Genomic DNA, 13,555 nt, shown 5'->3' on the forward strand with positions numbered 1-13,555 from the left:
TATTAATTGAATTTTCTGATAAAAGGATTATACAATAGATTTTTAGTAAATTGCAATAAATTATATACATTATGCATTATAAATATAAAACCTATCACAAAATTAGATTAAAAATGCCACTGATTCTTATGATTTCTAAAACGAATTTTATCTTTTAAAAAAAATCTGCTCATTAATAGTTATTAATTGAGCAGATTTTTATGCAAACCAAAAATTTACGAGACTGAAACTCCCGTTTTGCCATTCATATTATCGGGATGATTTCCTTTTTTATGGGATAGAAATTGAATTACAAACATCACAATAAATATTCCTAAACCTACCCAATCCGAGAATTTTTCTGGATAGATTAGTAATAGTCCTGCCGCAATCAAAATAATTCTTTCAAACCAGAAAAGTTTACGATACCAGTAGCCGATCACCCCTGCACCAATTGCCACCATTCCCGTGATAGCAGTAAATACTACCCATAAAATTTGCGGAATGGTTGTATCAATCATTAATAATGCTGGAGAGAAAACAATCATATACGGTATAATAAATGCCGCAATCGCAAGTTTCGCTGAATTCACACCCGTTTTGATAGGGTCACCACCAGAAATACCTGATGCCGCAAACGCCGCCAGTGCTACAGGTGGTGTAATATCAGCAATAATACCGAAATAGAACACAAAGAAATGAGCAGATAGTAATACAACTACTGGCACTAATTCTTGTGGTGTATTTGGAGATAATAAAGCCACAATTGCTGGTGCAGCAATTGTCGATGTTATCACATAGTTTGCTGTTGTTGGTGCACCCATCCCCAGAATAAGCGATGCAATCATGACAAAAATAAGTGTCAAAATAATACTCCCACCAGCTAAAGCTACTAAGCTATTTGCTAAACTTAAACCTAGTCCTGTTTTTACAACGACACCCACAATAATCCCAGCACAAGCAGTAGCTGCAACGACACCTAATGCAGTTCGAGCACCTTCCACCAATGCATCAATCACATCTTTTGGTTTAAGACGCGTTTCTTTATTAAACATAGCCACACCAATTGATATAATAATTCCATATAATGCCGCATGCATAACTGGTGTACCCGTTAGCATTAATATGATAATCGCCACAATCGGTAAGAGAAGGTAAATCTTCTTAAATACCTCTTGACGATTTGGCATTTGATCGTCTCGCAGACCTTTTAGACCAACTCTTTTTGCTTCGAAATGTGTCATAATCCAAATACCTGTAAAATATAAAAGAGCAGGAATAGCTGCCGCTTTTGCTATATCCCAATACGTAATCCCTCGACCAATAAATTCAACCATTAGGAAGGCAGCAGCCCCCATAATCGGTGGCATAAGTTGACCACCTGTCGATGCAGCTGCTTCCACTGCACCAGCAAACTCTTTTCGATAGCCTAATTTTTTCATCATTGGAATTGTATAAGAGCCTGACGTTACTACGTTAGCTACAGAGCTTCCAGAAATTGTACCTTGAAGTGCACTTGAGAATACAGCTACCTTCGCAGGACCGCCAATTAATTTTCCAGCTAGTGCAACTGCTAGATCGTTAAAATACTGGCCAACCCCTGTTTTCACAAGAAATGCCCCGAATAGTAAAAATACAAAAATAAATGTGGCTGATACACTAATCGGTGTGCCGAATATCCCATCAGTTGTAAAGTACATAAGATTGACGATACTCTCTAAATCCTGACCTCTATGTGCCATAAATGCTGGGAAATATGGACCATAGTAAGCATAAATCAAGAAAGCGATTGCAATAATTGTAATTGGCAACCCTACAGCACGTCGAGCAGCCTCAAGTACTAGTACAACAGCTATTAGCCCAACAATAAAGTCTACTTGTGTAATGGAGCCATTGCGATTCACAAGTTCTGTATAGTTCATAGACCAATATGAGCCTACTGCAATAGCTAGTAATGCTAAAATATAATCGAACCAGGCAATTTTATGCTTGGGTGCCTTTTTCCGCGCTGGAAATAACAAGAAAATCAATGTTAAACCAAAGCCTAAGTGGATGGTACGTTGAATTTGAGCAGGAAATTGCCCAAAAATGGCTGTGTAAAGTTGAAATAGTGAAAATGCTAAAAGGCCAAAGAAAATAACATGCTTCATTACACCTGAAATTGTTCTTACATTAGACTCTATATCATATTTTTCAAGTATGGCTTGTTGCTCTTCAGCAGAAATTTGCTCGAATTCTTCTACTTTTTCTTTTTTCTTTGATTTTTCCTGTGTTGTCATTTCATCCTTACTCCTTTCCACTGTTCATAAAGCGACAATCGCTTAATTTCAAATAAATAGGATTTCCCCCTACGTAAATCTTTTTTTAAATCATATTCTCCATCTGCATAATTGAATTCCAAATCCAAATCTAAATCACCTATATAGATCGTAAAATTATCAAGTATGGCATTATTGTTAAATTGGAGAACATATTTACCGTTTCGTTGAATTAGTGTTTGATTTTCCTCTGCATAGCCTGGCATGCCAATAGCTAAGTCTTCATATTCCATTTCTAACATTTCAATACGATTTCCTTTTATATATTGATAGGATTCCAATACATCTGACTTATGGATGGAATGAGTGTATCTTATTTGAAATGTATGCTCAGTTGAAATAGGTATGTAGTGCACTTTCGGATGAGCTATACGTGTTTCTGTAAAGGTGAACACCTTTTGAAGAGGAAGAAATATGACAATACATAGACAGATACTCAATAGAGATAATATGATGATGAATTTTCTCTGTTGCATTTGATCTATTCCCCCACTTTAAAAGCTACTCGCCTATACTAAAACTTACAGTAAGAAAGAGACTCGAAGCTTTATGCAATCGAGCCTCTTCGTATTTTTTAGAAAGCAAATTTCAACGGCATTTCACATTATTTATGTTCATCAAAGTATTTTTGAGCACCTGGATGAATCTCAATACTAATGCCATCTAACCCTGTTTCAGCTTTAATAAATTTTCCTTTATCGTGGGAAATTTTATTTGTATTATCATAAATAGCTTTTGTCATTGAGTAGACAACATCCTCTGGAAGATCCTTTTTCACCGCTAGCATTGCAAGTACTGAAACAGTCTCCACATCGTTTGCAATTCCATAAGTACCAGCTTTTACTGTGTCTTTTGCATAGTAAGGATATTTAGCAATGATTTCATCAGCTTTACCCGCATCTAAGCCAATAATATTCACTTTTGTGGTAGCATTTAATGCTTCAACAGCACCTGTTGGCGTACCTGCTGTAATAAATGCAGCATCTATTTGACCTGATTGAAGACCATCTGTTGATTCACCAAAATCAAGGTTTTGTGCCTTGATATCATCCATTGTTAAACCATTGATTTCAAGTAATTGTTCAGCATTTGCGTAAGTACCAGAGCCTGGCGCACCCACTGATACCTTTTTACCTTTTAAATCTGCATATGTTTTAATACCTGAAGCTTCAGTTGTAACAAGTTGCACTGTTTCTGGATAAAGCGCACCCAAAGCTGAAATTGTATCAATTTTATTGCCATCAAACATCATCTTACCTTCAGTAGCATAATAAGCAATATCTGTTTGAACAAATGCAATTTCACCTTTTCCTTCTTGTAAAGCCGTCATATTGGCAGCCGATGCTTGAGATACTTCTGCAGTTGTTTTAATACCTGTATCTGTCGTAATTAAATCAGCAAAAGTTCCGCCAAGTGCATAGTAAGTACCTTGCGTACCACCTGTTAGTAAGCTTAAAAACTTAATATCCGAAGCTGGTTTATCGGATGATGCAGAGTCATCTCCACTCGTTTCCTTTGATCCACTGCCGCTACCTGTTCCACATGCAGCTAATATCATAAGCGCAAAGATACTTAATAGCATTATTAGATTAAATTGTTTCTTCTTCATAGTAACCTTCCCCCTTTGGTTATTTTTAAGAATCTATTTAAAATTAACAAACTTAGTATAATAATGTCAATATGTTTATAGTAAATTCAGACTTTTATAATTATACAAAACTACTTACCACCCATTAATTTACAGAGCTATAGCTTTATTTAATTACCCCCTTTATATCTAAAATAAACCCATATTTTCTTTTTTAATAAAATAAAATAACTATTCTAACTGTATAAATAATGAATAGAATATAAAAAACTGCATCTGAAAACAAACAGATACAGTCATACATTCTATACTATTGAATGGCTCCACAAGCTATTCTTGCTCCAGAATTACCAGCAGGATCTGTTTTATAATCATCCGCTGATTCATGAATGACAATAGCACTTCCATCACTATCTAATAACGAATTAGGTTGATCTTTTTGTAAAGTTAACCCCTCAGCTAAAAAGTTAAGATCCACATTGCCATCTTCACCAATCTCCAAATTCGGTAAGTCCCCCAGATGATAGCCATTAGGATTTAATTTACCATGTTCCTTGTTTGTTGGATTAAAATGGGCACCTGCTGATTCAAATTTAGGTGGTTCACACTTGCCTACTTCATGAATATGGATACCATGCGTGCCTGGTGGTAAGCCTGTTAACGCGAGCGTCATCATAACGCCATTATCTTCCTCTTGAAGATATGCATTACCATAGCTTTCATTATTAGCACCAATCACTTTTGCAGTAGCTGTTAAAGGGGAAGAAGCATTGACAGCTACTTTTTCCTCTTTCTTATCAAAAAAACTGCAACCCGCAACAAAAAGTAGTAAAGAAAGGCCCATTAAGCTTATTTTTTTCATAAAAATACCTCCTCTCTTTCTGATGATTTCCAATTTCTTCAGTACTTATGCACAACTAATCAATTATGCTTCTATAATGGCTCTTATTTCATTGGAGCTTGAATGGAAATTCAACCAAGATAAAAGGGATTTCCCAAAGTTCGGGAAACCCCTTCCATAATTAATTTAAGATTTTTACCGTTACTGTTTTAACACCCCACTGAAGTGCTTGTCCTTCAGTAGGAATAAATACATCGATTTTATTTCCTTTAATAGCTCCCCCTGTATCAGCAGCAATTGCTTCGCCATAACCTTCCACCCAAACCTTCGTACCGAGTGGAATAACCCGTGGATCTACAGCGATTACCTTTAAATTAGGATTAGACCTTATATCTGTTCCATTTGCTGTAATTCCTGAACAGCCTTCACAATAGGCTGTATAGGCAGTAGCACGCATTGTTAATGTTTTACCAGAAACAGTTGCTGGAGCACTTGCTGGTTTTGTTTTGGCTGGTGCAGCAGGCTTAGTAGCTGTTGCAATCCCCTCGGAAGTTTTTGGTTTTGGTTTTGCAGCTGAAGCTTTAATAGCTAGCGATTCACCAGCTAAAATCAAATCTGACGCAAGGTGATTCCATTTTTTCAAATCGTCTACTGTTACATTATTAATACGAGCTATTGAAAATAAAGTATCTCCACCCTTGATGACATATTCATCCCCCAACGGTTCTTCTGCTTTTGACGTGTCTTTTACTAAGTCTTGCTCTGGGTAAAACCATAATGAATCCTTTTCATTTAATTGCTGGAACTCACCTACTGTTAAATTATAAATTTGCGGGAGTGCCCATAGTATATTGCCTGGCGATTTGTCCTTAGCAAAGGAAGGACTAGCATAGAGACTCACACCAAATGTCAATACTACCGCTAAAGCTAATGCTCTTTTCTTCATGTTTAGTAATACCTCCATCATTTTATTATTTGTTGCAAATCTGTTGCTAGCACACTAGAGTTAAAAGCTCTATTATGTAAGCAACCATAAGTTTGCAAATTAATAACTCAGGACTAGCTGCCTGATATTAGGAATTATTACTATAAAAACGGAAAAATATACAATTTCAATTAATTTTTTAGTAATTTAATCAATTTATTGCGTATAAACTATAATTTAGTAGGTCTGTTTAGGACTTTTTTATATTAGATATTTGCTATATTTAGCCGATAAAAAAAAGAAAAGGAGGGAATAAAAATGGAAGTTAATTCACTTATGTCATCCCAGCTGATGGAACTCCAACAAACAGTACAGATGAGTGTCATGCAAAATGCTCTTAATTTAAACACAACTACTGCAATTGAATTACTGAAAGAACTACCTCAGCAACAAACAGCTCCTACTCACCCATATAAAGGATCCATAATAGATATCTCAATCTGATCATACAGCCATATTTATCGAAAGGAGGTTCCTTATGTGATTCGGGTAATTATCGTGGACGATGAGCCATTAGCTCTGGTTAGTATGAAAAAACATTTAAATGAATTTGATAACATAGAGGTCATTCGAACTTTTACTACTGCAAAGGATGTATTGAAAGAAGGACCTACCTTAGACTTTCAGGTAGCATTTTTAGACGTTGAAATGCCAGGTATGAGCGGATTAGAAGTAGCACAACTGTTAAAAACATGGGATAAAAATATCTGTATCATTTTTGTAACTGCCTATCGAGACTATGCTGTTCAGGCATTTGATGTACAATCACTTGATTATTTATTAAAGCCAGTTTCAAAATCTCGTTTAGAGATAACCATTAACAGAATACAAAAGCTATTCCAAAAAAATCTATCATCGGAGAAAACTCGAACGCATCAAAAGCCTATGCTTCAAATCAGGTGCTTTGGAGAGTTTGTCGTTTCTTTTGATGAAAAAGTAATTCATTGGAGAACAATTAAAAGCAAAGAATTGTTTGCCTTTCTATTTTTACAGCTTCATATGCCCGTACCTCGTGATAACATTTTAGATTCACTTTGGAGTGATACGGATGTAAAAAAAGCCAGAGTACAATTGCATACTACTGTCTCCTACTTACGTACAACACTTTCATCTTATGGCTACACGGATGTCATTGAATATGCAAATGGCTGCTATATTTTGAAACTAAACGATTTTCAATGTGATGCCTTTGATTTGGAGGATATCTTAAATACCAAAGCTGAAACAGGACGATTAAATATTGAAAAAGCTGAGGAACTCATCCAAAATTACCATGGTGAATTTATGGCAACAATGGACTATGCATGGACTACTAGTAAAGCAAATTTGATGAATAAACAATTTAGTCAACTACTTGATGAATTGATACTTTATTACTCTAAAAATCAGAACCTTAAAAACAGAGAGCGTTCATTGTTATTTGCTTTAGAGTTTAATCCGTATTCCGACAAAATCGTGCAACAATTAATCCAATATTATACTGAAATTGGAAATCGCGCAGAAGCTATAAAAATATACCATTCTTTTAATAGCCTTCTATTAACAGAATTAAATGTGTCACCATCTCAGGAAACCACAGAACTTTTTCAAAACGTCTTACATGAACATGAAAAAGAGCATGAAACAAGCGTTTACCCCTAAGGACATGAAAAAACATGCTAGCGTCCAGTGCTAGCATGCTTATATAGTTTAATTATTTAACAATCATTTGTCTCATATTACTTACAACACATAAACAGTTTCTTCCAGATTTTTTAGCCTTATACAAAGCATGATCTGCAATTTCTATCAGTTGATTGGGACTTTGGACATTTGGTGTAAAAGCCGTAATTCCAGCAGACATTGTCACAGGTCTTCCACACACAGTTTCTTGTAAAGCTTGTTTGATTCGGAGACTTTCCGCTAATTGGACTGCATCCTCTATATTCATCGAAGGTAAGATGACCATAAATTCTTCGCCGCCAAATCTAAAGCATAACCCCTGCTCCCCGACACTGCTCTGCATAGTAATCGCAAAGGCTTTTAAAACTTCATCTCCTACAGTATGACCATATGTATCATTTATACTTTTAAAATCATCTAGATCTATTAAGATAATGGCATGAGGAACCTTATCAATAATTAATTTGTGTAAAATTTGATCCATTCTTCTGCGATTAAGAATCCCTGTTAATGAATCTAAGTTCAACTGCTCTGTTAAGTCATTGATTTTACTTTCCGAACAGATCATCATATTTTGAATATTCTTTTTCAATAAATTTACCTCATCATACCAATCAGCAATTTCCTCAATCCCTTGTGCTCCTTCATCTACTTCAATTCTTTTCGATAGCTCTATGAGAGGCTGTGTAATTTTAATAGCAAACCAAATAGCAAATCCCATTATAGTCGCTATAACTATTATGATTGGGCCTAGGACTTTTTTAAAAAACAAATTGAAGGACACTATTCTTTCATCAAGTAAAGTATCAACCATTTGTTGCGTATACAGCTTTAATGAATGGTCATCTATCTTAGCATCTTGTAAATAGCTTTCCGTAATTGTCGAGACTTCCATTACATAAGTTTCTTGTATATTTGTTTTATGTTCCTTCAAAATTTCATTGAAATTACGATAGCTACTCCAAATACTAATACTAGATGTCATGAGGACAACAATAGTTGTCATACTAATAATAAGAAACGATAACTTTAACTTGAATTTACCCACAATAGATCATTTCTCCCATTGAGATGTTTTTTCGTTAATCTTATCTATGTTTAAATTTTGATATACTTATTCAATCATCATACGTCAAACCTCTTAAAGAAAACTTAAACACTAATGATTTTTTCCTCCTTCAATTTAAAAGGAAAAAATCGATAGTACTACTAACTCCAAATTGTTCTATTTATATAGGCTTAAAGCATTCTTTTATTATCCATTATATTTTCTTTTTTCCAATTTCGTGGCATGGTAGATAGAGATTATTAGGAGGGAAAAATTGCTGTGTTGAGAAAAGCTTCTACCCAACATCTACTTATTATAATTGCCATTTTTATAGTCCTTACTTTTCTAAGGTTATTATGGTTAAACTATTTCCTCCCCTCTACACATCAACCTAGTGCCAAAGATGGTGTGGTCCACATAAACAATTTGACTACATCGGAAGAAGAAGTTATTTCCTTGGATGGAGGATGGATCTATTATCCTGGACAATTTGTGAATTCTGAAAATAAGGGGGGTAACAAAGAGAGTCATAGCAATACGTATAATACCCAAAATATTCCTGCGCCAAAAGATGAGCGAACGACTCAACCCTATGGCACTTATCAGTTAAAAATTCTGCTACCAAACAATTTAGATAATGATCGATATGCCATTCGTATACCTGCTATCTCAACTGCATCAACCTTATATATAAATGGAAAGATAGTAGGAAAATCAGGCAAAGTAGCAGATAATGCAGAAGACCATGAAGGTCAAGCTGCACCTTATACTGTTTATTTTACTAATACACAATCTGAAATTAATCTCATACTTCATGTATCTAATTTTGATACACCTACAAGTCCTATTATTAATAAAAGGATTTTATTTGGCACTGCGTCAGCGATGACGCATCATCAATTAATTGTAGGGCTATCTCTTTCAACTATTGTAGTTATGCTAATCATATTCTCTCTTTTTAGCATACTTGTATATTTGTTCATCTATCGAAAATCTATCGTTTTACTTTTCACATTTGGCTTTCTTTTGCCTTTAGCAGATGAATTAATTACGTTTGATCGCTCACTACTGGATTGGTTGCATCTGAATTATGTATGGTCATATAAGCTTTCTTCTATTATTTTTCTAGGAGCCTCCTTTTTCTTTGTTCAGTTTATGAGAGTCCTCTTAGTCAAATATCACAACACTAAAACATTTCAATGGATTTTTGCTTGTTATGTTTTAAGTGCAATACTCACGATTGTTTTACCAATGACATGGCTGATACCTACGAAGAATATTTTCTTCGTACTTTATCTAGTATCCTTTCTTTACGTAGTGGTACTGGCTCTTAGAGAGTATTTAGAAAACCAAAAAAGGAGCTCTGCTTTTATTGCACTAACAGCTATCGGCACCACAAATGGTATTATATGGGGTTTCATTAAATCTGTTTACGTATTCGATATTCCCGTTTATCCATTCGATTATTTATTTATCATGCTTGGTTTTTCTAGCTATTGGTTCAAACGTTTTCATGAGAACTCTCAGCAAATTCAAAACTTAGTGACTAAACTACAACACGAGGATGCTTTAAAAGATGAATTCCTTACAAGTAATGCAGAAAAACTTTGGAGTCCAATGAATAGGATGATTACCCTAGGTCAATCCATTTATGACAACCCACAGAACAAACTTGTTACTGAAGATGAAAAAAATCTTAAACACCTTATCGATATAGGTAGAAGTATGTCCTTTACGTTAAACAACATACTTGATTTTACTCGTTTAAAAGAAGGAGATTTACATCTCCATACACAAAGTGTAAATCTTCAAGGTGCTGTTTATGGAGTTTTCGATATCCTCCGCTTTATTGCAAATGGTAAACAAATACATATGGTATCTTTAGTACCTCCAAGTTTCCCAAATGTATTAGCCGACGAAAATCGCCTTATTCAAATCCTATTTAACATTTTGCATAATGCCCTAAAGTATACAGGTGAAGGCTCTATAGAAATTATTGCTCGTGAAGAACAGCATATGGCTATTATCCACATTCGTGATACTGGACAAGGCATGGACAATTTTGTACAAAGTCTTTTGTATTCGCCCTATGAACAGGGCCAAGAATATGATGAAGGCATTGGTATTGGCCTACTTATTTCAAAAAAACTGATTGAATTACATGGAGGTACGTTAAATATACAATCTATTCCTAACAAAGGATCGAATGTTTATTTTACATTACCTCTTGCAGATGAAAGTAGACAAAATAAGGAATACGCAACCTTTAATGCACAAGCTAAAACTCAGCTATCCACAAATGAACAAGAGTTATCCATGGTGTCAGATAAGCATTTCAGGATCTTAATAATTGATGATGACCCTATGAATTTAGCAACGATGAAAAGTATATTTTCGATCTCTGAATACGAAATTACTACTGTTACAACCAGTGAGAAAGCTCTAGCTCTGATTCAGCAAGAATCATGGGATTTAGTAATTGTTGATGCAATGCTTCCGTATATTTCAGGCTATGCTGTAATTCAAAAAATACGAAAACAATACTCATTGCTGGAATTACCTATCTTATTATTGACGATAAGAAAGCACCCTGAAGATGTTTATACAGGCTTTGCCTATGGTGCTAATGATTATGTAACAAAACCTATTAATGCATTAGAGCTAAAAGTAAGAAGTCGAGCTTTAATTGATTTAAAATATAGTATTCAACAACGTCTACATTTAGAAAGTGCTTGGCTGCAATCTCAAATCCAACCACACTTCTTATTTAATACACTTAATACCATTGCCTCACTTAGTACTATTGATACAGATAGAATGATCGATTTAATGCATCACTTTGGTGAATATTTACATGCCAGCTTCGATGTCAGAAATCTTCAAAGAGTAGTACCACTACAGCATGAGCTCGATTTAGTTCGTTCGTATCTTTACATTAAACAGCAGCGATTTGGAGAATTAATTCAGATTGAATGGGATATTGATGAAACGATACAAATTGAAATTCCTCCAATTTCTTTACAAACGTTAGTTGAAAATGCCATTCGACACGGTATATTAAAGAAAGAAGAAGGCGGTACTGTTTGTATTCGTATTAAAGATTTCACAACTTATGTATCCATTAGCGTAATAGATGATGGTGTGGGAATTAGCCCCACTCTATTAGAGGAATTGCAAGAAGATTACAAAGGGACAAGCTCTGGTATAGGAATAAGAAATACAAATCTACGACTTAAAAGAATTTATGGCCAACAATTACAAATTCAAAGTACTATAAACCAAGGTACAAATGTTACTTTCCTTATACCTAAAGATTAAAAATCGGAGTCATTACAACGCCATTTTTGTAGTGACTCTTTTCTCAAGTTTCCAATTACATATAGATTTTTCGAAATGAGGGTACAGTATACATATAGAATAAAGGAAGGATCGATAGGTATGTACAAAATATACATAATAGAAGACGATGCAAATATAGCTTCACTGATTGTCGAGCATTTAGCTAAGTATCAGTTTGAATGCTTTACTGTACAACAATTTCCACACATTATTGAAGAATTTAATACTATACAACCACACCTGGTAATTATGGATATCAATCTCCCGACTTACGATGGCTATTTTTGGTCACGGAAAATCCGTCAACTCTCAACATGTCCCATCATCATTGTCTCTGCCAGAGTAAATGATATTGATCAAGTATATGGAATTGAAAATGGTGCCGATGATTTTATCACAAAGCCCTTTTCATTGGATGTCCTCATGGCAAAAGTAAATGGACTACTTCGGCGTACCTATGGTGAATATGCTTTAACCGAGACAACAACCATAACTATAGCCAATACTACATTAAATCCAGATACAGTTCGTCTTCAAACAAAAGCCAAAGAGAGCCTGTTAACGCTAAAAGAAATGCAGCTTAGTAAGTTATTATTCGAAGCTTACCCTAATGTAGTACCGCGTCAAAAGCTTTTAAGTGCTATTTGGGATGATGAAACCTTTGTTGAGGAAAATACTTTGTCTGTGAATATTGGTCGATTACGTAGAAAATTGGAAGCCGTACACTCTAAACTTGAGATTAAAACGATCCGTGGTCTTGGATATCAATTAGTGGAGGAAAGTGAATGAAGCTATTCTTTCGAGATCATCTTAGTATCATTATTCTCTATAGCATAAGCTTCCTCCTATTACCTTGGATAATTCATGTATTAGATGACCTATCCTCACACTATGCCTACTTTATTTTTCTTGTCAGCTTTCTATTTATTCTGTGGCTGCTTGGTCGTTATTATCGAAGAAGAAAGTTTTATCATCATTTACAAAAAAATATCAACACACAGGATGATCTTCATTTATTTGAACCACGTGCAGCTATTGAGCAATACTATAGTGAAAAACTAAGGCAAATACAGTATTTATTTTTAACCCAACAGCAAAGATTGGAAGAACAAGCACATGAGAAGCAACTAGTTCTATCACATTTTGCACATCAAATGAAGACACCTTTATCTGTTATTCAATTAATCGTTCAAGCTACACCCAACAAGACCACTGACGAATTGCAGCAATGGTATACCATCAATAAAGAGTGCAATAAATTGACATTTACCCTCAATCAGTTATTAACGTATGAGCGCACATCTCATTTAGTAGCTGATTTAAAAATTGAACCTATTATTTTAAAAGGACTCGTGCAAGAAGTCATCAATGATTTGAAGGATTTCTTTATCATAAGAGAAGTTTTTCCAAAGCTGACGTTCGCTGAAGACCAAATCATTTATTCAGATCGAAAGTGGTTAAAAATTGTACTTTATCAAGTATTAAATAACGCCATTAAATATAGTGAAATGGCAAGCACCATTCATATCCATTATGACAACACGGCTTTGCACATAAAAAATCTTGGTGAGACGATCCCTACTAGTGAAATAGCACGAGTCTTTGATTTATTTTATACAGGTATGAAGGGGCGAACGAGTGGTGAAGCAACAGGTATAGGCTTATATTTAGTGAAAAAGATTTTAACTACACTAGAGCACCCCTTCACTTTACAATCTTCTGAGCATGTCACTACTTTTTCCATTAATTTTTCAAATAGTCTTAAAAAATGAAGATGACAAAGTTGTCATCTTCA

11 protein-coding genes are annotated in these 13,555 nt (G+C 34.7%); 5 read left to right on the top strand and 6 right to left on the bottom strand.

The window, feature by feature from the left end:
* Window positions 1-215: 215 nt before the first annotated feature.
* From HXV90_RS13670 to HXV90_RS13690, 5 genes are all read right to left on the bottom strand, one after another.
* Entirely contained in the window at window positions 216-2,258 is a 2,043-nt protein-coding gene (locus HXV90_RS13670; RefSeq protein WP_269897430.1) for a TRAP transporter permease, read from the bottom strand.
* The gene (locus HXV90_RS13675) at window positions 2,255-2,773 is read right to left on the bottom strand and encodes a DUF1850 domain-containing protein (RefSeq protein WP_269897431.1); all 519 of its coding nucleotides are present in this window, start codon (window positions 2,771-2,773) and stop codon (window positions 2,255-2,257) included. The genes HXV90_RS13670 and HXV90_RS13675 overlap by 4 nt, the downstream gene beginning before the upstream one ends.
* Before the next feature lie 128 nt (window positions 2,774-2,901).
* Window positions 2,902-3,906 carry a TAXI family TRAP transporter solute-binding subunit gene (locus HXV90_RS13680; protein ID WP_269897432.1) on the bottom strand — a complete coding sequence of 335 codons (1,005 nt, stop codon included), beginning with the start codon at window positions 3,904-3,906 and terminating at the stop codon, window positions 2,902-2,904.
* A 289-nt stretch (window positions 3,907-4,195) separates the two neighbouring features.
* Window positions 4,196-4,747: a superoxide dismutase family protein gene (locus HXV90_RS13685; protein ID WP_269897433.1), complete on the bottom strand. Its 552-nt coding sequence runs from the start codon at window positions 4,745-4,747 to the stop codon at window positions 4,196-4,198.
* Between the two features lie 160 nt (window positions 4,748-4,907).
* Window positions 4,908-5,672 (bottom strand): 3D domain-containing protein, encoded by a 765-nt coding sequence (locus tag HXV90_RS13690; RefSeq protein WP_004229795.1) that lies wholly within the window; start codon window positions 5,670-5,672, stop codon window positions 4,908-4,910.
* A gap of 297 nt (window positions 5,673-5,969) precedes the next feature.
* Here HXV90_RS13690 and HXV90_RS13695 point away from each other — a divergent pair, with 297 nt between their 5' ends.
* Window positions 5,970-6,155, top strand: coding sequence for a putative motility protein (locus tag HXV90_RS13695; protein ID WP_004229797.1), 186 nt, complete (start codon window positions 5,970-5,972; stop codon window positions 6,153-6,155).
* Between the two features lie 36 nt (window positions 6,156-6,191).
* Window positions 6,192-7,352: a response regulator gene (locus HXV90_RS13700; RefSeq protein ID WP_115674292.1), complete on the top strand. Its 1,161-nt coding sequence runs from the start codon at window positions 6,192-6,194 to the stop codon at window positions 7,350-7,352.
* A 52-nt stretch (window positions 7,353-7,404) separates the two neighbouring features.
* Here HXV90_RS13700 and HXV90_RS13705 read toward each other — a convergent pair whose 3' ends face one another.
* Window positions 7,405-8,421 carry a GGDEF domain-containing protein gene (locus HXV90_RS13705; RefSeq protein WP_269897434.1) on the bottom strand — a complete coding sequence of 339 codons (1,017 nt, stop codon included), beginning with the start codon at window positions 8,419-8,421 and terminating at the stop codon, window positions 7,405-7,407.
* Between the two features lie 456 nt (window positions 8,422-8,877).
* Between HXV90_RS13705 and HXV90_RS13710 the strand changes: the two genes are divergently transcribed.
* The 3 genes from HXV90_RS13710 (at window position 8,878) to HXV90_RS13720 (ending at window position 13,532) form a co-directional block, all read left to right on the top strand.
* On the top strand, window positions 8,878-11,739 hold the full coding sequence (locus HXV90_RS13710) for a hybrid sensor histidine kinase/response regulator (protein ID WP_269897435.1): 2,862 nt from the start codon (window positions 8,878-8,880) through the stop codon (window positions 11,737-11,739).
* A 120-nt stretch (window positions 11,740-11,859) separates the two neighbouring features.
* On the top strand, window positions 11,860-12,549 hold the full coding sequence (locus HXV90_RS13715) for a response regulator transcription factor (protein WP_066038418.1): 690 nt from the start codon (window positions 11,860-11,862) through the stop codon (window positions 12,547-12,549).
* Window positions 12,546-13,532 carry a sensor histidine kinase gene (locus HXV90_RS13720; protein ID WP_054549054.1) on the top strand — a complete coding sequence of 329 codons (987 nt, stop codon included), beginning with the start codon at window positions 12,546-12,548 and terminating at the stop codon, window positions 13,530-13,532. The genes HXV90_RS13715 and HXV90_RS13720 overlap by 4 nt, the downstream gene beginning before the upstream one ends.
* Window positions 13,533-13,555 lie beyond the last annotated feature (23 nt).

This window comes from Lysinibacillus sp. JK80 (assembly GCF_027557635.1).
Taxonomy (GTDB): domain Bacteria; phylum Bacillota; class Bacilli; order Bacillales_A; family Planococcaceae; genus Lysinibacillus; species Lysinibacillus capsici.